This is a genomic window from Rhodococcus sp. LB1 (assembly GCF_001583455.1).
GTDB classification, from domain to species: domain Bacteria; phylum Actinomycetota; class Actinomycetes; order Mycobacteriales; family Mycobacteriaceae; genus Rhodococcus_F; species Rhodococcus_F opacus.
This window is the reverse complement of record NZ_LTCZ01000290.1, coordinates 299957-322871: the sequence shown is the minus strand read 5'-3', so window position 1 is coordinate 322871 and position 22915 is coordinate 299957. Positions and strand designations below refer to the sequence as shown.

Annotated in this window: 27 protein-coding genes; 13 read left to right on the top strand and 14 right to left on the bottom strand. The window is 68.5% G+C overall.

The features are described 5' to 3' along the window. The first annotated feature begins 71 nt into the window (after positions 1 to 71). The 5 genes from AZG88_RS31025 (at position 72) to AZG88_RS31005 (ending at position 3844) form a co-directional block, all read left to right on the top strand. Entirely contained in the window at positions 72 to 806 is a 735-nt protein-coding gene (locus tag AZG88_RS31025; protein ID WP_005248920.1) for an MBL fold metallo-hydrolase, read from the top strand. Between the two features lie 110 nt (positions 807 to 916). Continuing rightward, positions 917 to 1876, top strand: coding sequence for a PDR/VanB family oxidoreductase (locus tag AZG88_RS31020; RefSeq protein ID WP_025431638.1), 960 nt, complete (start codon positions 917 to 919; stop codon positions 1874 to 1876). Between the two features lie 12 nt (positions 1877 to 1888). Next, complete coding sequence (locus tag AZG88_RS31015; protein WP_005248918.1) at positions 1889 to 2101, top strand: recombinase-like helix-turn-helix domain-containing protein; 213 nt, start codon at positions 1889 to 1891, stop codon at positions 2099 to 2101. 1 nt (position 2102) lies between these two features. Next, positions 2103 to 3134, top strand: a complete 1032-nt coding sequence (locus tag AZG88_RS31010; protein WP_005248917.1) for an aromatic ring-hydroxylating oxygenase subunit alpha — start codon at positions 2103 to 2105, stop codon at positions 3132 to 3134. 20 nt (positions 3135 to 3154) lie between these two features. Then, on the top strand, positions 3155 to 3844 hold the full coding sequence (locus AZG88_RS31005; RefSeq protein WP_005248916.1) for a TetR/AcrR family transcriptional regulator: 690 nt from the start codon (positions 3155 to 3157) through the stop codon (positions 3842 to 3844). A gap of 9 nt (positions 3845 to 3853) precedes the next feature. Here the strand turns inward: AZG88_RS31005 and AZG88_RS31000 are convergent, their stop codons facing one another. Both AZG88_RS31000 and AZG88_RS30995 read right to left on the bottom strand, forming a co-directional pair. Beyond that, on the bottom strand, positions 3854 to 4414 hold the full coding sequence (locus AZG88_RS31000) for a MarR family winged helix-turn-helix transcriptional regulator (RefSeq protein ID WP_005248915.1): 561 nt from the start codon (positions 4412 to 4414) through the stop codon (positions 3854 to 3856). Positions 4415 to 4521: 107 nt separating this feature from the next. Further along, complete coding sequence (locus AZG88_RS30995; protein WP_005248914.1) at positions 4522 to 4887, bottom strand: RidA family protein; 366 nt, start codon at positions 4885 to 4887, stop codon at positions 4522 to 4524. Between the two features lie 105 nt (positions 4888 to 4992). Here AZG88_RS30995 and AZG88_RS30990 point away from each other — a divergent pair, with 105 nt between their 5' ends. Both AZG88_RS30990 and AZG88_RS30985 read left to right on the top strand, forming a co-directional pair. After that, complete coding sequence (locus tag AZG88_RS30990) at positions 4993 to 5643, top strand: UdgX family uracil-DNA binding protein (RefSeq protein WP_005248913.1); 651 nt, start codon at positions 4993 to 4995, stop codon at positions 5641 to 5643. Positions 5644 to 5695: 52 nt separating this feature from the next. Next, entirely contained in the window at positions 5696 to 6625 is a 930-nt protein-coding gene (locus AZG88_RS30985; protein ID WP_061700039.1) for an NADP-dependent oxidoreductase, read from the top strand. 50 nt (positions 6626 to 6675) lie between these two features. Here AZG88_RS30985 and AZG88_RS30980 read toward each other — a convergent pair whose 3' ends face one another. Genes AZG88_RS30980 through AZG88_RS30960 form a run of 5 tightly spaced genes read right to left on the bottom strand, consistent with a single transcriptional unit; the run spans position 6676 to position 10049 of the window. Next, entirely contained in the window at positions 6676 to 7614 is a 939-nt protein-coding gene (locus AZG88_RS30980) for a CopD family protein (RefSeq protein WP_061700038.1), read from the bottom strand. 5 nt (positions 7615 to 7619) lie between these two features. After that, the gene (locus AZG88_RS30975) at positions 7620 to 8153 is read right to left on the bottom strand and encodes a copper resistance CopC family protein (RefSeq protein ID WP_005248910.1); all 534 of its coding nucleotides are present in this window, start codon (positions 8151 to 8153) and stop codon (positions 7620 to 7622) included. After that, complete coding sequence (locus tag AZG88_RS30970) at positions 8150 to 8818, bottom strand: YcnI family copper-binding membrane protein (protein ID WP_061700037.1); 669 nt, start codon at positions 8816 to 8818, stop codon at positions 8150 to 8152. Before AZG88_RS30970 ends, AZG88_RS30975 begins: the two co-directional genes overlap by 4 nt. Before the next feature lie 41 nt (positions 8819 to 8859). Continuing rightward, complete coding sequence (locus AZG88_RS30965) at positions 8860 to 9378, bottom strand: hypothetical protein (protein ID WP_061700036.1); 519 nt, start codon at positions 9376 to 9378, stop codon at positions 8860 to 8862. 17 nt (positions 9379 to 9395) lie between these two features. Then, a complete protein-coding gene (locus AZG88_RS30960) occupies positions 9396 to 10049 on the bottom strand; it encodes a DUF6474 family protein (protein WP_005248907.1) in 654 nt (217 codons plus the stop codon). 162 nt (positions 10050 to 10211) lie between these two features. Between AZG88_RS30960 and AZG88_RS30955 the strand changes: the two genes are divergently transcribed. Then, positions 10212 to 11768, top strand: coding sequence for a TM0106 family RecB-like putative nuclease (locus tag AZG88_RS30955; protein WP_025431641.1), 1557 nt, complete (start codon positions 10212 to 10214; stop codon positions 11766 to 11768). A gap of 37 nt (positions 11769 to 11805) precedes the next feature. Then, a complete protein-coding gene (locus AZG88_RS30950; protein WP_005248905.1) occupies positions 11806 to 12480 on the top strand; it encodes a YoaK family protein in 675 nt (224 codons plus the stop codon). 24 nt (positions 12481 to 12504) lie between these two features. Here AZG88_RS30950 and AZG88_RS30945 read toward each other — a convergent pair whose 3' ends face one another. Both AZG88_RS30945 and AZG88_RS30940 read right to left on the bottom strand, forming a co-directional pair. Beyond that, complete coding sequence (locus tag AZG88_RS30945; protein ID WP_061700035.1) at positions 12505 to 13134, bottom strand: class I SAM-dependent methyltransferase; 630 nt, start codon at positions 13132 to 13134, stop codon at positions 12505 to 12507. Positions 13135 to 13223: 89 nt separating this feature from the next. Further along, positions 13224 to 13991, bottom strand: a complete 768-nt coding sequence (locus AZG88_RS30940) for an SDR family NAD(P)-dependent oxidoreductase (protein WP_061700034.1) — start codon at positions 13989 to 13991, stop codon at positions 13224 to 13226. 173 nt (positions 13992 to 14164) lie between these two features. Between AZG88_RS30940 and AZG88_RS30935 the strand changes: the two genes are divergently transcribed. Continuing rightward, complete coding sequence (locus AZG88_RS30935) at positions 14165 to 14512, top strand: hypothetical protein (RefSeq protein ID WP_061700033.1); 348 nt, start codon at positions 14165 to 14167, stop codon at positions 14510 to 14512. A 9-nt stretch (positions 14513 to 14521) separates the two neighbouring features. Here the strand turns inward: AZG88_RS30935 and AZG88_RS30930 are convergent, their stop codons facing one another. The 5 genes from AZG88_RS30930 to AZG88_RS30910 form a co-directional block, all read right to left on the bottom strand. After that, positions 14522 to 14869: a UBP-type zinc finger domain-containing protein gene (locus AZG88_RS30930; protein ID WP_005248901.1), complete on the bottom strand. Its 348-nt coding sequence runs from the start codon at positions 14867 to 14869 to the stop codon at positions 14522 to 14524. Beyond that, positions 14862 to 16310 (bottom strand): ATP-binding protein, encoded by a 1449-nt coding sequence (locus tag AZG88_RS30925; protein WP_061700032.1) that lies wholly within the window; start codon positions 16308 to 16310, stop codon positions 14862 to 14864. The genes AZG88_RS30930 and AZG88_RS30925 overlap by 8 nt, the downstream gene beginning before the upstream one ends. A gap of 13 nt (positions 16311 to 16323) precedes the next feature. Next, positions 16324 to 18000, bottom strand: coding sequence for an FAD-dependent oxidoreductase (locus AZG88_RS30920; protein WP_061041741.1), 1677 nt, complete (start codon positions 17998 to 18000; stop codon positions 16324 to 16326). An 82-nt stretch (positions 18001 to 18082) separates the two neighbouring features. Then, on the bottom strand, positions 18083 to 18793 hold the full coding sequence (locus AZG88_RS30915) for a TMEM165/GDT1 family protein (protein ID WP_005248898.1): 711 nt from the start codon (positions 18791 to 18793) through the stop codon (positions 18083 to 18085). 275 nt (positions 18794 to 19068) lie between these two features. Beyond that, positions 19069 to 19596 carry a hypothetical protein gene (locus AZG88_RS30910; RefSeq protein WP_005248897.1) on the bottom strand — a complete coding sequence of 176 codons (528 nt, stop codon included), beginning with the start codon at positions 19594 to 19596 and terminating at the stop codon, positions 19069 to 19071. 255 nt (positions 19597 to 19851) lie between these two features. Between AZG88_RS30910 and AZG88_RS30905 the strand changes: the two genes are divergently transcribed. Genes AZG88_RS30905 through AZG88_RS30895 form a run of 3 tightly spaced genes read left to right on the top strand, consistent with a single transcriptional unit; the run spans position 19852 to position 22855 of the window. Beyond that, on the top strand, positions 19852 to 20706 hold the full coding sequence (locus tag AZG88_RS30905) for a polyphosphate polymerase domain-containing protein (RefSeq protein ID WP_005248896.1): 855 nt from the start codon (positions 19852 to 19854) through the stop codon (positions 20704 to 20706). Next, positions 20703 to 21380, top strand: coding sequence for a DUF4956 domain-containing protein (locus tag AZG88_RS30900; RefSeq protein ID WP_061041719.1), 678 nt, complete (start codon positions 20703 to 20705; stop codon positions 21378 to 21380). Before AZG88_RS30905 ends, AZG88_RS30900 begins: the two co-directional genes overlap by 4 nt. Next, entirely contained in the window at positions 21380 to 22855 is a 1476-nt protein-coding gene (locus AZG88_RS30895) for a CotH kinase family protein (protein ID WP_061700031.1), read from the top strand. Before AZG88_RS30900 ends, AZG88_RS30895 begins: the two co-directional genes overlap by 1 nt. The last annotated feature ends 60 nt before the right edge of the window (positions 22856 to 22915 follow it).

Sequence of the window (22915 nt, the reverse complement as noted above, 5' to 3'; positions counted from 1 at the left end):
AGGATCTTGCGCGCCGCCGCTGTCCCGAGAAGGCTTGTCCTCACGACACCGTGACGTGATCGGAGCCAGGGATGGACACCACGATTACCGAGATCGCTCCCGACATCTACCGGCTGTCCACGTATCTGGACGAGCCCAACCTGATCATGAACCAGTTCCTCGTCGACGGTGAGGAACCGCTGCTGTTCCACACCGGTCAGCGTGCGTTGTTCCCGTCCGTGTCCGCGGCGGTCGGCCGGCTGATTCCTCTCGACAGGCTGCGGTGGATCACGTTCGGGCACGTGGAGGCCGACGAGTGCGGTGCGATGAACTCGTGGCTGGCGGCCGCGCCGAACGCCGAGGTCGCGCACGGGGCGATGGGTTGCTTCGTTCAGGTCAACGACCTCGCCGATCGCATGCCCCGTCCCCTGCAGTACGGCGACGTGATGGAGACGGGCACCAGGCGGGTCCGTCACCTCGACACTCCGCATGTTCCGCACGGGTGGGATGCCGGGCTGGTTTTCGAGGAGACGACGCAGACGCTGTTCTGCGGCGACCTGTTCACCGCATTCGGGCATCATCCGCCTGCCACGGAGGAGGAGATCGTCGGCCCGGCCATCGCGGCCGAGGACATGGGGAACGCGACGTGCCTGTCACCGGCGCTCGGGCCCACGATCCGGGGACTCGCCGATCTGGAACCCCTGCTGCTGGCGCCGATGCATGCGCCGGTGTTCACCGGTGACTGCGTGCAGAGTCTGCACGACCTCGCACAGGCGTACGAGGAGCGGCTCGCGGCCGAGACCGCGCGGTACCGCGAAGCGGAGTAGCTCGGCCCGTGTTCGACGGATTTCCCCTCAACTGTGGCGCACGATACATCTTAGTGCTAAATTATTGAGCACTAAGGAACTATGCCTTCGGTTGAGCCTGGGAGTGAGCGATGACAACAGACGCAGACACCGTCCCCATGATGGTGCGTCAGATGCGGGTCGAGTCCGCGGGCGTGGTCTCGCTTCGCCTCGAACGACAGGACGGCGGCGCGGTCGACCAGTGGACGCCGGGCGCCCATCTGGACCTGCACCTGAACCGCGGGACCGTCCGCCAGTACTCCCTCTGCGGAGACCCCGACGACAAGACCGGGTACCGCGTCGCGATCCTCCACGAGGTGACCGGCCGAGGCGGCTCCCGGCACGTCCACGAGACGCTGCGGCCCGGCGACAGCCTGTCGGTGAGCGCACCTCGCAACAACTTCGAACTCCTGCCGTCGCCGCGCTACGTGTTCATCGCCGGCGGCATCGGCATCACGCCGATCCTCGCGATGATCGGTGAAGCCGAACGCATGGGCGCCGAGTGGGAACTGCACTACGGCGGCCGCGCCCGCGCGTCGATGGCGTTCCTCGACGAACTGTCCGCATACGGCGACCGCGTGCACGTCGTCACCGAGGAAACCGAGGGCATCCTCGATTTGGCCGACATCCTCGGCACCGCCCGCGAGGAGACGTTCGTCTACGCCTGCGGCCCCGAGGGTCTGCTCGGCGCGGTCGAAGGGTTCGCCGGCTCCTGGCCGGACGGCACGATCCGGCTCGAGCGGTTCAAGGCGAAGGAGATCCCCGCCGACACCCTCGCCGGTGACCGCCCCGTCCGCGTGATCTGCGAACGATCCGGCATCTCGGCCACCGTCGCCCCGGACCGGACCATCCTCGACACCCTCGAGGAATCCGGCGTCGACGTCCCCAACTCCTGCCGCGAAGGCATCTGCGGGACGTGCGAAACCCGCGTCCTCGCCGGGACCCCCGACCACCGCGACTCCCTGCTCTCCAGCTCCGAGCAGGAGTCCGGCACCACCATCATGATCTGCGTTTCCCGCGCCCGCTCCGACGAGCTCGTGCTGGATCTCTAGAAGGGAAGAACCATGAGCCTGTATCTGCAACCACGCCAGTCCGGCACGGCACCCACCCCGTACGAACGGAAGCTGGCCGGCGCGATCGAAGAGGTCTTCGGCACCGGTGTGCACCACCTCGAAGGCCTGGTGAAGGGTTTGAACGCCCTCGGCATCCACAGTCCCGGCGGCGACGCCTGGACCACCGACACTTTCACGGACGAGATCCGACGGATGGGGGCCTGACATGGTGAACCGACTGCACAAGGCGGCACTGACCGGCGACGAGATCTTCGCGACCGGGATGCGCGACCAGTGGCACGCGGTGTGCCCGTCCGACTTCGTCGCGCGCGGCGACATGAAGAAGGTGCGCCGCCTCGGCGAGGACTGGCTGCTGTTCCGTCAGTCCGACGGCACCCTCCGCATGCTCGCCGACCGCTGCCCGCACCGCGGCGCCCCGCTGTCGCAGGGCCAGCACCTCGGCGATCGCGTCGCCTGCCAGTACCACGGCGTGCAGGTGGACGGCGGCGGCACCGTCGTCTCCGTCCCCGGAATGCCCGGCTGCAACCTCGAGGGCAAGCGGCTCGTCACCAGCCTCCCCGTGCGGGAGGTCGCCGGCGCCGTACTCGCCTGGTTCGGCACCGACCCCGACGCCGAACCCGCACCACTCGAACTGCCCGAGCGCCTCACCGACGACGGCATCTCGCACTTCCTCTGCTACGCGGAGTGGAAGGCGCCGTGGCGGTTCACGCTGGAGAACCTGCTCGACCCGATGCACGGAGCATTCCTGCACCGCGAATCGCATTCGATGTTCGGCGGCGAGACCTCCGCGAAGTTCCGGATCCGCGAAACCGATCGCGGGTTCTTCTTCGAGAAGACCGACCAGCGGGGTGTGAACTTCGACTGGGTCGAATTCTGCCGGACCGGCATCGACTGGGTGGACCTCGAGATCCCGTACCCGCCGACCGCGGGCCCGGGTGGCTCGTTCGGCATCGTCGGCATGGGAACGCCGATCGACGCCGAGACCACCGCGGTGTTCTTCTGGCGGTACCGCCGCGTCGAGGGCTGGGAACGCGACGTCTGGCGGTTCCTGTACCGCACCAAGCTCGAGGAGCGGCACTGGGTGGTGCTCGAGCAGGACCGCACCATGCTCGAGGCGATGGCATTCGACGCGGACCAGGCGGAGAACCTGTACCAGCACGACCTCGGCGTCATCCGGCTCCGCCGGCTCTACCGGGCGCAGGCCGAGGCCCAGGCGAAGGCACTTCAGCAGGCGTAAGGTCGCGCGGGTTGACGTGAATGAAATGTCAACTAAGAATGTGTGACGGCCGACACGTCGGGCGCCGGCCGGGGTACGAGGAGGCGCGAGCGGTGCTTACGAACGGTGACGATCGAGGTCGGCTCGCGTTGGTCGAAGCGGCGGGGCGGTGCTTCGCCGAGCTGGGATACGAGCGCACCTCCGAGGCGGTCATCGCCGCTGCCGCCGGGGTGTCGCAGGCCGAATTCTCCGCCCGGTTCGCGTCCCGGGACGACGCGTTCCGTGCCGTCGCCGCCGCGGTGTTCGACACGTTCGTCGAGGCTCAGCGCATCCCGGTCCCGCCGGACGCGGACCCGCGCACCGTCCTGCGGGCGGCCACCGCGGCGTTCATCGAGACTGTCTACAGCAGCGGACGCCTGTTCACGATGATCGAGGACCGCGCCGCCGTCGACCCCGTGATCCGGGAACAGCTCGAGGCGGCACACAATCGGATCCTCGGCCGGTACATCCGGTTCATCGAACGGCTCAACCAGGCCGGGATCGCGACGCCGTGCGCCGAACCCGCCCAACTCGCCCGCAAGCTGTCCGAGGCGCAGTGGACGGGTGCGGCGCGCCTGATCGGTGCGTCGCAGGACGAGCAGCGACGCTTCATCGTGGAGATGACGGCGGCATCCGAACGGTTCATCGGATTCGGTGAGGTCGCCGATCTGACCTCCCGTGCGGCCAGCTGATTTTTCCGCTCAGGCGGTGGGGGCCTGGTTCTCGACGATCGAGTGCTCGAGCTTGCGGAGCAATTCGGCCAGCGCCGCCTGATCGTCCTTCGACATTCCACTGAGGATCTGCGACTCGTTGGCGAAGTGGGCCTCCGCGACCTTCTCGATCACCCGCAGTCCCTCGTCGGTGAGTTGCGCGTGCACGATGCGGCGGTCCTCGGCGTCGCGCTCGCGCTGCACGAGCCCCGCCTTCTCGAGCCGGTCGACGCGCAGCGTGACACCGCCCGTGGTGACGAGGGCGGATTCCGCCAGCTGTCCGGACGTCATCCGGTACGGCGGACCCGAGCGTCGGAGGGCGGCCAGGACGTCGAACGATGCCATGTTGATGCCGTGCTCCTCGAACACTGCGGCGAGGGACGACTGGTAGCGCAGATACGAACGGTGCAGGCGGCCCAGCACTTTCAGTGGACTCACATCCAGGTCGGGCCACTGGTGGGCCCACTGGTCGACGATGTCGTCGACGGCATCGCGATCTGGAACGGGGCGTTGCGTCACCGGGCGCACCTCCTGAATCCTCGAGGGTCTCATCTGTTTAGTACCAAGATATCGAACGAGCATAAGTGACGGCGACGCGCCGCGGGTCCCCGTCGATTCCTCGGAACGGGGACCCGCGGCGCTGCCGGACAGGTGCGCTGTCAGCGTCCCCCGACCGCCGCCACGGCGTCGATCTCGGCGATGGCGCCGTAGGGGAGGCTGCTGACCTCGAGGAACGTGCGCGCGGGGCGCGGCTCGTCGAAGATGCGCTCGAACTGGCGGTTCGCCTCCTCGCGCAACGACAGGTCGGTGACGTAGTAGGTGAGCTTGACGACGTCCTTCAGCTGTCCGCCGACGGTGGCGAGGCGATCGACCATGCGGTCGACGGCGGCGTCGAGCGCCTCGGTGCGGCCGGGGACTGCGGTGCCCTCGGCATCGACGGACAGTGCGCCGGAGACGAACGCGAGTCCGCCCGCGACCACGGCCGGGCTGTAGGGGTGGTGGGCGGTGACTTCGGTGAGGGACATGGAGGCTCGCTTTCTCGGTGGGCTTCTCCGGTGATTATATCTTAGCGCTAAACTAATTGACAGGGTTGCGCGAATGGAGCTCCGCCCGACGGGTACTCGACGCGCATGTCACGAGCCACGAAGCCCTCGGCCGCACCGTTCGTGCCGGACACCGTCGACCTCGACGCGTTGTCCCACGCCGCGGACGGATGCCACGGCTGCGATCTGTACCGCGACGCCGAGCAGACCGTGTTCGGCGCGGGCAAGCGATCCGCGCGGATGATGCTCGTCGGCGAACAGCCGGGCGATCAGGAAGACCGCGCCGGTGAGCCGTTCGTCGGTCCGGCGGGAAAGCTCCTGAACAAGGCGCTCGACGCGGCGGGCATCGACCGGAACGTCACGTACGTCACCAACGCCGTCAAACACTTCAAGTTCGTCCCCGCCGAACGCGGCAAGCGCCGAATCCACAAGAAGCCGAACCGCACCGAGATCGTCGCGTGCCGGCCGTGGCTGATCGCCGAACTGGCGGCCGTGCAACCCGACGTCCTCGTGTGCCTCGGGGCCACCGCCGCGCAGGCGTTGCTCGGCCCGTCGTTCCGCCTCACCGAACACCGCGGAGAGTTACTGCATCTCGACGGCGAGGTGGACGTCGACGTGGAGCCGGACGTTTTCGCGACGATCCACCCGTCCGCCGTGCTCCGCGGACCGACGGAGGATCGGGACGACGCGTTCGACGCCCTCGTCGCCGATCTGAAGAAGGCCGCCGCCGCCCTGTGATCAACCAGCCGAATGTCTGGCGCGACGGACCGCCGAGGACGAGATTGTTTGCATGACGAATTCCAACGCGAAGCAGACCATGAAGGCAGTCTCCTACTCGTCCTACGGTGATCCCGAGGTGCTCGAGACCCACGACGTGCCGGTGCCCGAGCCCACCGGCAACCAGGTGCGCCTCGTGATCCGGGCGGCCGGCGTGAACCCGATCGACTGGAAACTGCGGTCGGGGTCAATGGCCGAGGTGATGTCGGTGCAGTTCCCGAAGATCCCGGGCAGCGAAGTGGCCGGCGTAGTCGACGCGGTCGGTCCGGAGGCGACCGGTGCGGTGGTCGGCGACGAGGTGTTCGGCTGGTCCGACACCGGCGGCTACGCCGAATACGCGCTCGCCTCGATCGTCGTGCCGAAGCCGAAAGGGTTGAGCTGGACGGACGCCGCCAGCATTCCGGTCGCCGGCGAGGCCGCGACGCGTGGACTGCGGCTCCTGAAGCCGAAGTCCGGAGAGACGTTACTGGTGAACGGCGCGTCGGGTGCGGTGGGAACCATTGCGGCGCAACTGGCGCTGGATTCGGGTGTCACCGTGATCGGCACCGCGAGCGAGAAACACCACGACGCGCTGCGGGAGCTGGGCGTGACCCCCACGACGTACGGTGAGGGGCTGGCGGACCGGGTCCGCGAACTGGCCCCGAACGGTGTCGATGCCGTCCTCGACGTCGGCTTCGGCGGACTCGAGGCGGCGATGGACCTGCGCGGGGGCACCGACCGGATCGTGACGCTGTCGGACGGTGCCGCGTTCGGGCTGGGAATCACCTTCTCGTCCGGCAACGCCGGCGACCGGAGCGCGGAGACGCTGCGCCGGCTGGGCGCCCTCGCCGCGGACGGGAAGCTGGCCCTCCCGCCGGCCCGCACATTCCCCCTGACCGATGCCGCCGACGCTCAGCGCGCCGGCGAAAAGGGCGGCAGCCGCGGGAAGATCCTCTTGCGCTGACGCGCCCGTGAGTACTTATCAACCGCCGCACGTTAACAAGTACTCACGGGTCAGGCGGTGGTAGCGAGGGCGGCGGCGAGACCGAACGGAACGGCCATCACCACCACCTCCACGATCGCGCGCCGCAGGGACCCTTCGGCGCTGATCCGGTGTGCGGCGGCCTGCCCGACCCACGTTCGCCGCCACCACCAGCCGAGCCCGAGGAGCGCCGCCAGCGCCGCCGCCTTCGCGAGCACGATGCGGCCGTAACCGGTGTCGAACAGCGGTGTCACCCCGCCCAGTCGGACCGCGGCGTCGACGATCCCTGTCGCGGTCAGCAGCCACACGCACCGCCACGCGACGACGGAATACCGCGGCAGCCACGACGACCAGTCCCCGCGCGACCGGAGCATCAGGCCGAGTGCGGCGAGGAGCCCGAACCACACCGCGGCGGCCAGTGCGTGGACGACGTCGAGGACCGAGCCGAGAACCTGCTGCGACATGTGGCCGGTGATCGGCCGGGCCACCAGGGCGAGCGCCGCGAGTACCAGAACGGGCACGGGGAGCCGGGCGTCGGTGCGGCGGAACGCGACCGCCGACCACGCGGTGGCCGCGGCCGTGCACACGAGAACGGCGAGGTCGACGCGTCCCGCGCTGATCTCGGTCACGTACGCGCCGAACCGGCCGACCGACAGCTCGGACAACGCCAGGGCGTCGGCCTCCGCCGCCGTCATCGACAGCAGCACCGCCTCGGCGAGCAGCCACGCACCGGCGACCGCGGTCGACAACCGCCACAGCCGTTGGTCCCGCACGAGGGGACGGCTGTCCGCGCGACTCCACCAGCCCAGCGCGGCGAGTCCGAGCACCGCCGAACCGAGCACCAGGCACAGCGCCCGGACGGCGCTCGACGGTGAGGGGTCTTCCGGTTGCGCCAACGCCCAACCGCACGCGACCCCGACGAGCGATGTGGGTACGGCGAACAGCAGCCAGGACTGTCGCGCCGTACCCACCCTGCTCAGTTCTCGCCGCGGGGCTTGCGGAGCGCGAACCACAGCCCGCCGCCGAACACGACCACCCCGGCGACGATGAACGGCCACAGCGGAACTCCACCGCTGCCGGAGTCACCCGAGCTGTCGGCCGCGGCGCCGGGCGTGCCCGACCCCTCCTGGGTGAGGGTGAACGTGCGGGTTCCGCTCACCGGATGCCCGTCGGCGGACGTGACGCGAAACGCGACGGTATACACACCGGCCGGTCCCAGCTCGCCGAGTTCGGCGCTGACCGTGGGCCCCTCGACGGTGGGGTCACCCTTGGTCCACAGGTTGCCGTCGGGCCCCACCACGGTGAGCGACGCGAACGATTCTTGCAGCGCCTCGTTGAACGTGACGCTCACCCGTTCCGGGCCGGCCGCGATCTCCGCGCCGTTCTCGGGGGTGGAGCTGATCACGACGGAATGGGCGAGCGCGGTGCCTGCCCCGAGCATGCTCGCGAGCATGGTCAGCAGTCCGACCGCGATCACCTTCACCGACGTGAAGGTGGTGCGTCTTCTCATGAGCGACGGCTCCGGACCATGGCGCCGAGGCCGAGGGCCGCACCGAGTGCGCCCAGGATCAGGCCGATGCCGCCCAGCCAGCGGGCGGTGTCGTCGGTGCCGGACGCCGTCGTCTCGGTCTCGTCGGACGTCGTGGCGCCGCCGGCGTCATGGCTGTGGTCTTCACCGCTCGCCGCGGCCAGCGTGAGGGTCGGTGCCGGCTTGTCGGGCTCCGCGCCGTCGGCGCCGACCGCCTGATCCCAGTTGACGACCTCGCCGTCGCTGTACGTCTGGGCGGCCGGGAACGACACCTCGTCCTGCTCCGGCAGCGGTCCGGCGGACAGCTCGAACTGCTGGAACTGGCCGGGCGCGACACCGACACCGGGGTCGGCGGTCCACGTCACGGACTTCGCGAGCTTGGACGTCGGGTCCTTCTCGACGATGGACGTCCACCCCGGCAGCGGGGTGGTTCGCGCCGACTTCAGGTCGGGGAGCGTGACGGTCAGCTTGGTGGTGGACGCCGTCTCGGACTCGGTCGGAACGCGGAACGTCAGGACGGAGTAGCCGCCCTGCTCGGCGCCGGGGGCGACGACGCTGACGTGGGCGGCGGCGACACCGGCCGCGAGCAGCATTGCGCCGCCGGCCGCACCGGCCGTGAAAAGGGCACGGGAAACGAGGGAATTCATCGAAGGTCCTTGTGAGGGTCTGAAGGGAGAAGAGGTGGGAGTCAGACCGGGACCGGGGGACCGCGACGTGAAATGCTCGCGCGCAGCAGGGCGTCCACGGGATTCGCGGGACGCGCGGGGACGTGCGCCGTCGGCACCGCCGAGACGGGCTGCGGTTCGCCGCGGAGCACCACCCGCCAGACGTGGACGAGGGGGCCGTACAGACGCTCGGCATTCGCGATCAGCAGGGCGCAGACCACGGTGGCGGCCAAGTGCGCGGCCAGCATCGGCACGGCCGGGACCGCCGAGTGCACATGCGAGGTGAGCGTGAGCGCGAAGTGTCCGGCCACCTGGCCGACACCGAGAGCACCCACCAGTGCGAGCGGTCCGTGGACGCGGGCGGGCAGTTGCGCGGTGACCGCGCCGACACCGCTGCACGTGACGAGCAGCAGGGTCAGGGCCGCGGATTCGGGAAGGCCGCCCCCGCCGATGCCGTGCGCGGCGACCGCGAGAGCGGCCACGAGCGCACCGACCGCCGAGCCCCGAAGGGTGGCGGTCGTGGCGGGGCGGGCAGGGGACATTGCGGTGGGCGGGTCGTTCAGCGCACGCCGAGGCGGGCGAGGAGATCGGCTTCGACTCCGTCGAGTTCGGACGAGATGGCGTGATGGGCGGCCTTGCGGCGAGCCTGCGGCATCTGCTCAGCCGCGCGGACGGCGGTGCTGAGATCACCGAGGCGGTCGCGGATCGCGGCGGCGAACTGCTGCGTCTCCGCGTCGTCCGGCTTCTGGCCGAGGATCTCCGTGGTGGAGCTTTCGGCGCCGGCGATGCGGGCGCTGAGCTTGGCGCCGTGCCCGGTGAAGTTGGCGAGCTGGTCGATGTCGACGCCCATCCGGTCGGCACGCCGGGCATCGATCTGCCCGCGCACGACCGTGGCGGCGCGGTAGGCGATCGGCAGCAGCACCGGCGTCAGCAGGCGAGCGACGCCGAGGTACTTGCGGACGGCGGCGACCGTGAAACCCCTCTGGGCCGCGGCCTTCTCCTCGGCCTTCAACGCAGCGATCTGAGCCTTCTCGACCTTCTTCAGCGACTTCAGTTCGGCAGCCTCGAGCTTGCGGCCGGCACTGGCGGCCTGCTTGTCGCGCTTCCGTTCGTTCTTCGCGCTCAGCTTCGCCTCCACTCCAGCCTTGTGCTTGAGTGCCTTGGCTTCCGCCTTGCGGGTGGCTCGGGACTTACGTTTCTTCAACAACCCCATCGAAAAGACCCCTTTTCCTGGTGTTTCAGCGCAGCCCACGCTACCAACTGCATCCGGTGCTTCGGGATCAGCCTAGGGGAGCACATAATCTTCGTCATCGTGTGTTCCCATATCGGTCAGCAATCAGAACCCGACGCCTCTCCCGGAAAGGCGTCGGGGACGGTGATCGATGCCAGCGCACTGACGCGGTGCCGCCACCGGGTGCACCTCGATGCGGCGTTCCCCGAACAACTCGCGGCCGCGCCCGAGGACCCGGGCGTCCGCCAGCGTCAGGACGCCGCCGCCGCAAAGCGTGAAGACGTCCGGCGGATCCTCACCGAGCATGCACCGCAACGGTGGGTGCAGATCGACACCGAGCAGAGCCTGCGCCGACGAGCCGAGGACACTGTGGCCGCGTGCGAGGCAGGCGCGGACCGCATCTGGGGAGCCGTGCTCCCGCTCGACCGGGACGCCGGCCGGAGGGCGCGCTGCGAGATCCTCATTCGTGACGAGGACCACGGCGGGTACATCCCCGTGATCGTCGTCAATCACAAGGTGACCGATCCCGGCCGCGGCGCGATGACGTCGGACATGTTCGACTGGCAACCGCGGGAGGACGCCACGCGGAAGCCGCGCGGTCAGGTCCGCGACCAGATGCGTGTCGCGCAGGTGTACCGGATGCTCGAGCGGCACGGGCTCGCGAGTCCGGCCCTGGTGGCGGGCGCGATCGGCTACGGCTCCGACGTCATCTTCGTGCACGACCTCACCACGATCCTCGACGACTACGACGAACGATTCGCCGACCGGCTCGCCGTCGCCCGCGGGGAATCGGCGACCGTGCCGTCCAGGATCGGTGAATGCCGTTCCTGCCCGTGGTGGCCCGGGTGCGAGGAGCAGCTGACCCAGACACACGACGTGAGCCTGGTGGCAACCGGTTCGCGCGCCGACATGCTGCGCGACGCGGGCTGCCACACCATCGACGACCTCGCGGCGTGGGATCGCGAGCCGCTCGAGGACTGGCCGCACGGCGCGTTCGAGGACGCCGTCGTCACCGCCAAGGCGTGGCTCGCGGGAGCGCCGCTGGTGCGACGGTTCCCCGAGATCCGGGTGACGCGCGCGGACGTCGAGGTCGACGTCGACATGGAGAGCTACCAGGAACACGGCGCCTACCTGTGGGGCACGCTGCTCAACGTGGACGGGGTGTCGGCGTACCGGCCGTTCGTCAGTTGGGACCCGGTGCCGACGCAGGACGAGGCGCGGTCGTTCGCCGAATTCTGGACGTGGCTGATGGCCGAGCGGGAAGCGGCGGCGCTGAGCGGCAGAACCTTCGCCGCGTACTGCTATTCGCGGTCCGCGGAGGACAAGTGGTTGCTGGACTCCGCCCGCCGGTTCGCCGGGGCACCCGGCATCCCCACCGAGGCCGAGATCCGGGAATTCATCGACAGCCCGCAATGGGTCGACATCTACCAGGCGATCAGCGACCAGTTCATCTGCCCGGGCGGCAAGGGCCTCAAGAAGATCGCCCCGGTCGCCGGATTCCGGTGGCGCGACGCCGACGCCAGCGGTGAAGCGTCGATGAGCTGGTACCGCGAAGCCGTCGGCTACGACGGCGAACCCGACCTCACCCAGCGCGAACGACTGCTGCAATACAACGAGGACGACGTCATCGCGACGAAAGTGCTGCGCGAATGGATGTCGGATCGGGCCGAGAAGGAGATCCCGCTCGCGTCCGACCTCTAGGCTGCAAGGCAGGGCCCGATTCGGTAGGGGTGGTCAGGTGGAGGTGCCGAAGACATCCACGACGCTGCGGTTCGCTCTGCTCCTCACCGCTGCGGGCGGCTTCCTCGACGCCTACACCTACATCAGTCGCGGCGGCGTCTTCGCGAACGCCCAGACCGGCAACGTCATCCTCATGGCCATCGACCTGTCGGAGCGTCACTTCCACGCCGCACGGGCCCACCTGTGGCCGATCCTCGCGTTCATCGTCGGTGTCGCGTTCGCGCACCTGCTCAAGGGCGAACTCGCCCACAGCGTCTTCGACCACCCGATCCGGATCGCGATGGTCGCGCAGATCGTCGTCCTCGTCGCGGTCGCGTTCGTTCCCGCAAACGTGCCCAACGCACTGGTCACCGTTCCGATCGCGTTCGTCGCCGCTATGCAGTTCGGACTGTTCCGCACCATCGGGTCGCTGTCGTACATCGCCGTCGCCACCACCGGCAACCTCATGCGTTTCACCGAATCGGCGTACGCCGGATTCATCGAGAAGGTCCCCGAATCGCGCCAGCACACCCGGGTGTACGCCGCCATCGTCAGCAGCTTCGCCGGTGGGGCCGTCGTCGGGGCATTCGCCACCCGCTACTTCGGCGGATCCGCCGCCTGGATCCCCGCCGCCCTCCTGTGCGGAGCCCTCGTGCTGTTCTACATCGACGACAGGCGGCGCCGCCGCCTGTGAGCGGTTGACGAGACCCTGGACTCGTCAGGCACGCACGGGCGGCGAAGCCGCGACTCCGAGAGAACAGGCGCCGACGATCTTCGGCGCGGACGTCTCGTAGAACCGGTCGAGGTCCTGGACGTCGAATCCGGCGTTCGTCACCAGGGTGGGGATGTCGCGGGTGAGGTGGCACCCACCGGCGACGGCCTTCTGGATCGGTTCGAGCCGGCGCTGCCACCGCTGGACGTTTGCGTCCGGGGCGAGACCGTGCTCGACGAAATGCAGTGTGCCGCCCGGTTTGAGGACGCGCCGGACCTCCCGGAGTGCGGCGTCGACGTCCGGGATGGTGCACATCGTCCATGTGGACAGTGCGGTGTCGAAACTGTTGTCCGGGAAGGGGAGTGACTGGCCGTCGAGGCCGGACCGCTCGACCGGTGTCGTCGACGCCGCCAGCCGCTTGCGCGCCAGCTTCCAGCCGAGGTCGGCGGGTTCGACGGCGCTCACCGAGTCGACGGCGGCCGGGTAGAACGGGACGTTGAGACCCGAGCCGAATCCGATTTCCACCACACGCCCGTGCAGACCGGCGCAGACGCGTCGTCGCGTCGGCTCCGTGAACTTCATCCCGCAACTGATGTCGACGAGTCGCGGAACGATCCGGTTCGTGTAGAAACCCATGCCCACCTCCCCAGCGAAGGGCGCTTCGCGCCCCGTGCGCGGTTGAAGAGTCCAGAGACTCGTTAACCACGCACGGGCGGCGGAGCCGCCTACCGCGGCGCCATGCGCAGCGCGCCGTCCATACGAATGGTCTCACCGTTGAGGTAGTCGTGTTCGACGATCATCTGAGCGAGCTGGGCGTATTCGGCGGGCTGACCGAGGCGCGAGGGGAACGGGACGCCGGCTTCGAGGCCCTTGCGGTATTCGTCGGTGACCCCGGCGAGCATCGGGGTGTCGATGATGCCGGGGGCGATGGTGTTGACGCGGATGCCGAACTGCGCGAGGTCGCGGGCGGCCGGGACGGTCATGCCGTGCACGCCGCCTTTGGATGCGGAGTAGGCGATTTGGCCGATCTGGCCCTCGAACGCGGCGACGGACGCGGTGTTGATGATGGCGCCGCGCTGCCCGGACTCGTCGACGGTGTCGGTCTTGGCGATGGCGTCGGCGGCGAGGCGCATCACGTTGAACGTGCCGAGCAGGTTGACGGTGATGACGGTGCGGAACAGTTCGAGGTCGTGCGGGCCCTTCTTCGACAGGATGCGGCCGGCCCAGCCGACGCCGGCGCAGTTGACGACGATGCGCAGCGGCAGACCCGACTCGACGATCTTCTCGATTGCGGCCTGGACCTCGTCGCCGCTGGTGACGTCGGTGGCGAGGAGGGTCACGCCGTCGGGGACGTTGTCGCCGGCGCGCTCGATGGACTGCTGCAGGTCGAGTCCGAACACGGTGGCTCCGGCGTCGGCGAGACGCTTGGCGGTGGCGGCGCCGAGGCCCGAGGCCGCTCCGGTGACCAGTGCGGCGGTTCCCTGAATTTCCACAGTTCGCATCCTTACTTTCCCGGCGACCTCCGTTGGCCGACCCTGGTGACCTGCACCATAACGCCCGCTCGGTGTGACGGCAGAGGTGAGGGAAACGTCACGGGCGGGGGAGCGGGTAGTTTGTCTTCTCGCGCGGATCAGGGGACGCGCGGAGGGCGACCGTAGGGGGACGGATGACCGAGGACCGGCTCGAAGTGGACCGCGACGCGTTGGTGCGGTCCATCGCCGCGTGCGAGGTGTTGGCGGCCGACATGCAGGACCTGCGAGAGCGAGCGCGCCGTGAACTGGCGCCCGAGAGTTTCGGTCTCGGCGAAACTCATCTGCGGTCGGCGGCGGAACTGGCTGCGCGGTTCCGGGCGACGGCGATCGGCGGCCCGGGCGTCCCCGTCGAGAACTCGGCGGTCGGGACGTTCGCGGCGCACGAGCGTTACGCGCTGGACCTGAAGGCGACGTTCGAAGCGGCGCTGGCCCGGTACGACGAGCAGGACGCGGCGACGGCACACCGCCTCGAGCAACTCTGACTGCTCGAGTCAGTGAATGTAGGCCTGCCAGTTCGGCGGAACCCGGGAGCCGGGACCGGGGACGGTCTGGTCGATCGGATGATGTTGCGGCGGGGCGAGGTCGGGGCCTTCGAAGGCAATCTCGGTGGCGTAGTTCCAGAACCAGTTCTCGCCCGGTTCGAAGCTCCGCACGACGGGGTGTCCGGTGTCGGCGGCGTGCTTGGTGGCGTGCTGTTCCGGGGAGGAGTCGCAGCAACCGATGTGGCCGCACTGCGCGCAGCGGCGCAGGTGCACCCACCACCCGCCGGCGCTGTCGCATTCGGCGCACCCCTCTCCGCTCGGCGGCACGTTCGGGTCGATTCCCTCCAGCTCACCCATCTGAGGCTCCTTCTGCTGCTGCGACTTCGGGTTCGATCGGAATACGGACCTGGAATCGGGTGTCGCCCGGCTCGGACTCCACACGCAGGTCGCCGCGGTGCTTCTTCACGACGATCCGCCACGAGATGTCGAGGCCGAGTCCGGTTCCCTCGCCCACGGGTTTCGTCGTGAAGAACGGTTCGAAGATGCGCGACCGGATCTCTTCGGGCACACCCGGTCCGGTGTCGCCGATCTCGATGAGGGCCATGTCGCCGTCGCGCCGGGTGCGGACGGTGAGGGTGCCGTGGCCGTCCATGGCGGCGACGGCGTTGTCGATGAGGTTCGTCCACACCTGGTTGAGTTCCGCGGCGTACGCCGGGATCTGCGGCAAGGTCGGGTCGTACTCCTTCACCACCGTGACGGAGTCGCCGATCTTGCGGCCGAGCATCACCAGCGAGCTGTCGAGCAGTTCCCGCAGATCGACGCGCTGGTAGGGGGCACGGTCCATCTGCGAGTACTGCTTCGCTGCGTTCACCAGGGTGGACACCCGGGCGGTCGAGTCGGCGATCTCGTTCATCAGCAGTTCGGTCTCGATGGTGTAGTTGAGCCAGCGGATCGCGCTCTCGACCATCGATTCGTCGTCGACGCTGGCGACGATCCGCTCGAGCCACGGCACGTCGAGACCCGCCTGCACGAACGTGGGCGCCAGGTCCCAGCCCCCGGAGACGCCGTGGTCGTCGAACCAGTCGCCGAGTTCGTCCTCGCGGTCGGAGGCTTCGAGCGGGGTCAGCGTCGGCGCCTTCGCGACCAGTTCGGCGGTCTCCTCCTGCAACCGGATCAACGTGGCCAGCGCCTGCCGGTCGTACACGCCGGAGGCGATCACGCTCAGTTTCTGCCGCATGTGCGACACCCGGTCGCGCAGCGACGCCGTCGCCCGGACCGCGGCGGCCGCCGGGTTGTTGAGTTCGTGCGTGAGCCCCGCCGACAGCGACCCCAGCGCGAGGAGGCGTTCCCGCTGATCGACGACCTGCTTCGCGTTCTGGTTGCCGAAGAACAGCCCCTCCAGCAGGTGCACGGCCATCGGGAACCACTCGCGCATCAGCTGCCCGAAACGGTCGGCGTCGAGGACGAAGAACCTCGACGGGGCGGTGACGCGCATCGACGCGGTGTACGTCTGGGGAGCGCGGTCACCGAGGTACGACTGCCAGGCTCCGGAGTACACGCCGCGCTGGGACGTCCGGCTGAACTCGATCTCCTCGCCGCCCGACAGCTTGCTCAGCACGAGCTCGCCTTCGATCAGCACGTAGAAGCACGTCGCGACCTCACCCTCCGCGAACACGGGGCCGGGTTCGATCAGCTCGACGTGCCCCTTCTCGCACAGCTGCTCGAGCTGGTGATCGGTGAGCTTCTCGAAGAGAAACAACGTCCTCAGCTCGGGGGGATTGCACGGGAGTTGGGTCATGGTCTGCCCCTGGTCACGGTTGGCCGATGTAGCGGTGGACGAGCATCACGGCCATGGCGCCTTCCCCGACCGCCGACGCCACCCGCTTCGCCGATTCGGAGCGCACGTCGCCCGCCGCGAAAATCCCCGGGACGCTCGTCTCGAGGTGGTGGGGGAGTCGGTCGAGGGGCCAGCCGCTCGGCGGTTTCCCGTCGACGACGAGGTCGGGTCCGGACACGACGAACCCGTTCTCGTCCCGCGCGACGACGCCCTCGAGCCACTCGGTCCGCGGGGCGGCGCCGATGAACAGGAACAGGAACCCGGCGTCGACGGTCTCCTCGTCGCCGGTCGCGTTGTTGCGCAGCCGGACCTTCTCGAGGTGACCCTCGCCCTCGACGCCGATCACCTCCGTGCACGGCCGCACGCGGATGCGGGGGTTCCGTTCGATCTGCTGGACGAGGTAGTACGACATCGAATCCTCCAGCGACTGCGCCCGGACGACGATGGTGACCGACCGGGCACCCCGCGACAGGTACACCGCCGCCTGTCCGGCGGAGTTGGCGCCGCCGACGATGTAGACGTCCTGGTCGGTGCAGCGGGCGGCCTCGGTGACGGCGGAACCGTAGTAGACGCCGCGACCGGTGAGGTCGTCGACTCCGGGCGCGGGATGACGCCGGTAGGAGACGCCGGTCGCCAGGATCACCGTGTGCGCGTCGATGGTGTCGCCGTCCGCGAACCGGACGGTCCGCGCCGATCCGTTGACCTCGAGCGCGACGACGTCGCGGGTGGTGATCAGTTCGGCCCCGAACCGGGTGGCCTGCCTGCGGGCCCGTTCGGCGAGCTGCGCGCCGGACACGCCGTCGGGGAAACCGAGGTAGTTCTCGATGCGTGAACTCTGACCCGCCTGCCCGCCGGTCGCGGTCCGTTCGATCAGGGCGGTGCGCAGACCCTCCGAGGCGCCGTAGACGGCGGCGCCCAGACCGGCCGGTCCGCCGCCGACGACGACCAGGTCGTAGAAGTTCTCCGACGGGTCGGTCCGGAGTCCGAGATGCCGTCCCAGTTCGGTGTCCGACGGCTCCACCAGACATTCGCCGTCGGAACAGATCACCACGGGCAGTCGCCGGCCGTCCTCGCCGGCGGCGTTGAGCAGCCGGCCGCCCTCCGGTTCGTCCGACATGTACCAGCGGTACGACAGCTGGTTGCGGGCCAGGAACTCGCGCACCTCCGAGGACCGCGGCGCCCAGCGATGACCCACGACCTTCGTCTCCTCGGCGGGGTGATGATCCGACGACGCCCACGCCTCGAGCAGGGCGTCGACCACCGGGTACAGCTTTTCCTCCGGCGGGTCCCACGGCTTGAGCAGGTAGTGGTCGAGGTCGATGACGTTGATCGCCTCGATGGCCGCGTCCGTGTCGGCGTAGGCCGTGAGCAGCACGCGCCGCGCGACCGGATACAGGTCCATGGCCTTCTCGAGGAACTCGATCCCGCTCATCGACGGCATCCGGTAGTCCGCCAGGATCGCCGCGACGGGATCCCCGCGCAGTTTCATCTGCTTCATCGCGTCGAGTGCGGACTCGCCGGATTCGGCGCGGATGATCCGGTACTTCTCGCCGTATCGGCGCCGCAGATCGCGGGCGACCGCGCGGGACACCCCGGGATCGTCGTCGACGGTGAGAATCGCAGGCTTGCCGCTCGCTACGGGATGGTTCACACACGCCCTCTCGTCCGTGAGAACTGCGAGGTACTCCAAGGCTTCCGAGTATTGCCCGAGGGCGCGTCTTTGTCGACCGGGTTCAGTCCTGGTGCTGCATCTGTTCGGGCTCTGCCGCGGCACCGCGGCGGCGCCGCGACCACACTGCGCGACCGGCCGCACCGGCCAGCGCCAGAACGACGACTGCGGCGCCGGCGATCGGGCCCGCCACGTTGCCGGGGAGCAGCCCCTCGAGCAGCAACCAGATGCCGAACGCGAAGAACAGAACGGCCGCGCCGATGCGGATGACACTCTCGGGGAGGTGCTTACCCAGCACGGCGCCGACGACGATGGCCAGGGCGTCGGCCGCGACCATGCCGACGGTCGAGCCGATCCACACGCCGACCGTGTCGTGGTCGGTGGCGAGCGTGATGGTGGCGAGCATGGTCTTGTCGCCGAGTTCGGCGAGGAAGAAGGCGGACGTGACGGCCAGGAACGCGGAGCGGGTGGCCCGGCCCGCCTTGAGCTGCTCGTCCTCGCTGAGGTCGTCGCCGCGCAGCGTCCACGCACCGAAGATCAGGAAGGCGGCACCGCCGACGATGCTGATCGCCGCGGTCGGGAGTGCGACACCGAGGTAGTGGCCGACGGCGACGGACACCAGGTGGACCACCGTGGTCGCGACGGTGATGCCGGCGATCACGACCCACCAGCGGTAGCGCAGCGCAAACGTCATCGCCATCAGCTGGGATTTGTCTCCCAGTTCGGCGACGAAGATCACGCCGAAGCTCAGTAGTGCGGCGGTCAGCACGGGCATCCTCCTCCAGTGGTCGGTCGGAGGATGACGGGTGGATTCCTCCGGCCTGGCAGACGCGGGTACGTCTGTCCGGCCGAAGGTCTCGCCCACCGGCGCCGGGTGTCCGGCGGCGGTTCGCCAGGCCGGGTCCGGTGCGGTGAAGCAACGAGCCAGTATGTCGACACAGGCGATTGGGGGCTACTCCCCTTCGATGTCCGTAACGTTAGCGTGACTTATCCGAAAAGGCAAAGGCGGCAATAAGTTTGGGACACCGACCGCAGAAACTTCGGGTACCCTCACGAGGCCAGCAGCATGGCCAAAACGGCAGTGTCGGGATCGCTGATCGGGTCGATGCCCACCCGGCTGACCATGGACGTCACCGTCCCGTCCGCCTCTGCTTCCACCCACGCCGCCCGGTGTTCCAACCCCAGGTGGGGGAGGCCGGGGAGCAGAACACAGCCCGAAGCGGCGCCCGCGCACTCCGGGAGCGACGGGGTCGTCTCGGACGGCGGGTGCAACATCATCAGCGCCGGCGGCTGATGATCCGCGAAGCGACCGGGGGCGAGCGCGAACTCCCCGAGAACTGTGCCCTCGGCCACCACGAGGCCGACGGTCTCGGGCTCGGGCTCCTCGGGCAGGTCCTCGTGGGCGCCGAAGACGGTCGTGGTGTGGAGCAGCCCCGGAACGCACGCCACCCGCACGGCGAGTGCGAGCAACTGGGCCCATTCCTTGGTGGTGTCGGGCCAGCGCCCGGAAATGACGAATCCCCGCAAGGTACCCGCGGCCTGGAAGGGCGAGATGCCGATGTAGCCGTCCCTGTTCATCTCTGCCTCCTCGGTGTGATGACACGCTGCGAACACGACTGGTTCTGCACACCTCGTTGGGTACTTGAAGAATGCGCCCGACAGTGCCTGGCACACAAGAGCAGGGGAGTGCTAACTGCCGCAGGTGAACACAGGTGTAGGTGCGGATGAACGGCATCTGACGGTCCGCCGTACAGAAAACTGCCAGCTTTACTGCAGGTTTACTCGAGGCGCGGCGGCTGAGGTGGGAGAGCCCACCGACGAAAGGCTGAAAGTATGGGATCGTCCGCGCCCGAACCGGAAGCGTCCGGATACCTGAAGACCGCCAGCGCGCTGCACGCGTTCAACAGATACGAGATCAAGTACCTCGCCCACGAGTCGGACGTTCCACGCCTTCGCGACGCGCTCGCGGGGCACATGGCGTCCGACGAATTCTCGCCGGTGGGCGGATACCCTGTGAGCAGCCTGTACTACGACACCCAGAATCTGCGCTTCTACTGGGAGAAGATCGAGGGCCTGAAGTTCCGCCGCAAACTGCGAGTGCGGCTGTACGGGCCTCCCGCGGAGGCCACCGGGGCGACCCCCGTCTACGTGGAGATCAAGCAGCGCGTCAATCGGGTCACCCAGAAACGCCGGATCCAACTGCCGTACTCGCATGCGATGCGGTTGTGCGACGCACGACAGCCGATCGACCACGACGTCTCGGCCGGGCCGTTCGTGAACGAGGTGACGACGCTCCTCGGCAACCTCGACCTGTGCCCGACCGTCACCACCGGGTACCTGCGTGAAGCGTTCGTCGGTACGGAGGCCGATCTGGGCCTGCGCGTCACGATCGACCATCGGGTGCACGGTCGCGACCGAGACTTCCACTTCGCGGCGCCGGCCGAGAACCGCTTCATCATTCCGCCGCACCTGTGCATCGTCGAGATCAAGGCCAACGAGCGGGTGCCCTACTGGGTCACCGATCTCACCGCGCGACTGGACATGTCGGTGGTCCGGGTTTCGAAATACTGCCAGAGCGTGGAGGCCTTCGGGCTTGCGCCCCGATCCCGCATGCACATCCCCGACGAGCTCTTCCCGGCCCCGGCCGACCGTGGCCGCACCCTCGCGAAAACAGGAACCCTGTCATGAATTTCGATCTCCAGGATCTCAGTGGAACGTTCTCGACGTTCGACATCGTCGTGTCGCTCGCGTTGTCGTTCGTGTTGTCGGCGATCATCGGATACGTCTATCGCCTGACGCACAAGAACGTCTCCTACAGCCAGTCCTACGTCCAGACCCTCGTGATGGTCGGCATGGTGATCACCCTGATCATGCTGGTGGTGGGTTCCAACATCGCCCGCGCGTTCGCGCTCGTGGGCGCGCTGTCGGTGGTGCGATTCCGCAACGCGATCAAGGAAACTCGCGACGTCGGGTTCATCTTCCTGGTGATGGCCATCGGCATGACCACGGGCACCCGGTTCTATGTGCTGGCCATCGCCGCCACCGTCGCGATCTGCCTCGTGCTCGTGCTGATGAGCCGGTTCGACATGTTCAAGCTGGACGTGCAGCGGCAGGTGGTGAAGGTGCAGGTTCCGCCCGAGTCGGGCTACACCGCCCTCGTGGAGGACGTGCTGATCGACTACACGAAGGAGTTCGAGTTGGTGAGCACGGAGTCGGTGCGGTCGGGTGCGCTCACCGAGCTGTACTACACGGCGCAGCTGAAGCCGGGCCGTAAACCGGCGGAGCTCATCTCGGCGCTCAGTGGGGTCAACACCGGCCAGCGCGTCACCGTTCTCACCGGTTACGACCAAACCGACATCTGATGCGCCGCAGACTCGTTCACCGGCTGCCGATCCCGGTCCGCCGGAACTGGAAGATCCTCGCTGCCTTCCTCGCGTTCGTGGCGGTGACGGTCGGCGTGTTCGGTCAGGCGCGGGTGCGTCCGTACATCACCGGCGACGCGACGGTGATCGCCTCCCGCATCACCGAGAACGTTGCCGGGTCGGTCGATTTCTTCGACGCGGGGACGGCACACGACGTGAGCATCGAGTTCTCGCAGTCCGACTACGACGACATGATCGCCACATACCGGGACGAGGGCGAGAAGACGTGGATCACCGCCGACATCACGATCGACGGCACCCTCGTCACGGACGTGGGAGTGCGGCTGAAGGGCAACTCGACCCTGATGGGGCTCCGCGGCACCGGCGGTCCCGGCGGCGGGAAACGCGGTATCCCGGAAGGGATGGAACCTCCCGTGGGAACGGCGATGCCGGAGGGCAGGGGCGAAGGCGGACCGGGCGGCATGGTCACGCTGTCGGCCGAGGACCCGGCGTCGCTGCCGCTGTTGATCAACTTCGACAAGTACGTGGCGGGGCGGGCGTACCAGGGGATGACACAGCTGTCGGTCCGGCCGGGTTCGCCCGTGCTGAACGAGGCGGTGTCACTGTCGTCGACCGCCGAATCCGGCCAGGCCACCCAGCGGTACGCCTACACCACGTACTCCGTGAACGGGTCGCCGACGCAGACCCGGCTCGTTCTCGAGCACCCGGACGACGGGTATGCGAACTCGTTGTTCGACAGCGACGGCGTCCTCTACAAGGCCGACGCCAACTCGCGTTTCACGTATCAGGGCGACGACCAGACCACCTACGCGGAGCAGTTCGACCAGATCAACGCGGAAGGCTCGCAGGATCTGCAGCCGATCATCTCGTTACTCGAATGGCTGGACGGTGCGTCCGACGAGCAGTTCGACGCCGAACTCGCCGACCGGGTGGACGTCGAATCCTTCGCCCGGTATGTCGCTACCCAGAATCTGCTGGTCAACAGCGACGACATGGCGGGCCCGGGCAAGAACTACTATCTCTGGTACGACCTTGGGACGAAGAAAATCTCCGTCGTGTCCTGGGATCTCAACCTCGCGCTGAGCGGCAACAGCGATGCGGGCCCGCACGACTCGATCGGGATGGGCGGCGGAGCCGGGCCGGGCGGTGCAGATCCAGGCGGCGCCGGGCCCGGTGGTGGCATGCCCGGCGGAGGTGGCGGGAACGCGCTGAAGGAGCGGTTCCTGGCCTCGGAGGCTTTCACGAGCGTCTACGAGGACGCGTACCGCGATCTGTACCAGCAACTGTTCGGCAGTGGCCGGGCAGTCGAGATCCTCGACGAGATCGCGCGGGCCGTACCGCTATCCGACGGGCTCGGCGCCGAGAAACTCACATCGGAAGTCGAGACCCTGCGTGCGCGGTTGCAGGCCCGCGCGGACGCGCTGGCCGCGAACGAGGTGATCGTGGCCGGGTAGAGGTCTCAGAGAATCCTCACAATCGTCACAATCTGCCGCTACGAAAGCCACCTATCCTCA

What these genes read in the sequence shown, in the direction of transcription:
- AZG88_RS31025 (WP_005248920.1), top strand. Translation starts at nt 72, where the DNA reads ATGGACACCACGATTACCGAGATCGCTCCCGACATCTACCGGCTGTCC.
- AZG88_RS31020 (WP_025431638.1), top strand. Translation starts at nt 917, where the DNA reads ATGACAACAGACGCAGACACCGTCCCCATGATGGTGCGTCAGATGCGG.
- AZG88_RS31015 (WP_005248918.1), top strand. Translation starts at nt 1,889, where the DNA reads ATGAGCCTGTATCTGCAACCACGCCAGTCCGGCACGGCACCCACCCCG.
- AZG88_RS31010 (WP_005248917.1), top strand. Translation starts at nt 2,103, where the DNA reads ATGGTGAACCGACTGCACAAGGCGGCACTGACCGGCGACGAGATCTTC.
- AZG88_RS31005 (WP_005248916.1), top strand. Translation starts at nt 3,155, where the DNA reads ATGAAATGTCAACTAAGAATGTGTGACGGCCGACACGTCGGGCGCCGG.
- AZG88_RS31000 (WP_005248915.1), bottom strand. Translation starts at nt 4,414, where the DNA reads ATGAGACCCTCGAGGATTCAGGAGGTGCGCCCGGTGACGCAACGCCCC.
- AZG88_RS30995 (WP_005248914.1), bottom strand. Translation starts at nt 4,887, where the DNA reads ATGTCCCTCACCGAAGTCACCGCCCACCACCCCTACAGCCCGGCCGTG.
- AZG88_RS30990 (WP_005248913.1), top strand. Translation starts at nt 4,993, where the DNA reads ATGTCACGAGCCACGAAGCCCTCGGCCGCACCGTTCGTGCCGGACACC.
- AZG88_RS30985 (WP_061700039.1), top strand. Translation starts at nt 5,696, where the DNA reads ATGACGAATTCCAACGCGAAGCAGACCATGAAGGCAGTCTCCTACTCG.
- AZG88_RS30975 (WP_005248910.1), bottom strand. Translation starts at nt 8,153, where the DNA reads ATGAGAAGACGCACCACCTTCACGTCGGTGAAGGTGATCGCGGTCGGA.
- AZG88_RS30970 (WP_061700037.1), bottom strand. Translation starts at nt 8,818, where the DNA reads ATGAATTCCCTCGTTTCCCGTGCCCTTTTCACGGCCGGTGCGGCCGGC.
- AZG88_RS30965 (WP_061700036.1), bottom strand. Translation starts at nt 9,378, where the DNA reads ATGTCCCCTGCCCGCCCCGCCACGACCGCCACCCTTCGGGGCTCGGCG.
- AZG88_RS30960 (WP_005248907.1), bottom strand. Translation starts at nt 10,049, where the DNA reads ATGGGGTTGTTGAAGAAACGTAAGTCCCGAGCCACCCGCAAGGCGGAA.
- AZG88_RS30945 (WP_061700035.1), bottom strand. Translation starts at nt 13,134, where the DNA reads ATGGGTTTCTACACGAACCGGATCGTTCCGCGACTCGTCGACATCAGT.
- AZG88_RS30935 (WP_061700033.1), top strand. Translation starts at nt 14,165, where the DNA reads ATGACCGAGGACCGGCTCGAAGTGGACCGCGACGCGTTGGTGCGGTCC.
- AZG88_RS30930 (WP_005248901.1), bottom strand. Translation starts at nt 14,869, where the DNA reads ATGGGTGAGCTGGAGGGAATCGACCCGAACGTGCCGCCGAGCGGAGAG.
- AZG88_RS30925 (WP_061700032.1), bottom strand. Translation starts at nt 16,310, where the DNA reads ATGACCCAACTCCCGTGCAATCCCCCCGAGCTGAGGACGTTGTTTCTC.
- AZG88_RS30915 (WP_005248898.1), bottom strand. Translation starts at nt 18,793, where the DNA reads ATGCCCGTGCTGACCGCCGCACTACTGAGCTTCGGCGTGATCTTCGTC.
- AZG88_RS30910 (WP_005248897.1), bottom strand. Translation starts at nt 19,596, where the DNA reads ATGAACAGGGACGGCTACATCGGCATCTCGCCCTTCCAGGCCGCGGGT.
- AZG88_RS30905 (WP_005248896.1), top strand. Translation starts at nt 19,852, where the DNA reads ATGGGATCGTCCGCGCCCGAACCGGAAGCGTCCGGATACCTGAAGACC.
- AZG88_RS30900 (WP_061041719.1), top strand. Translation starts at nt 20,703, where the DNA reads ATGAATTTCGATCTCCAGGATCTCAGTGGAACGTTCTCGACGTTCGAC.
- AZG88_RS30895 (WP_061700031.1), top strand. Translation starts at nt 21,380, where the DNA reads ATGCGCCGCAGACTCGTTCACCGGCTGCCGATCCCGGTCCGCCGGAAC.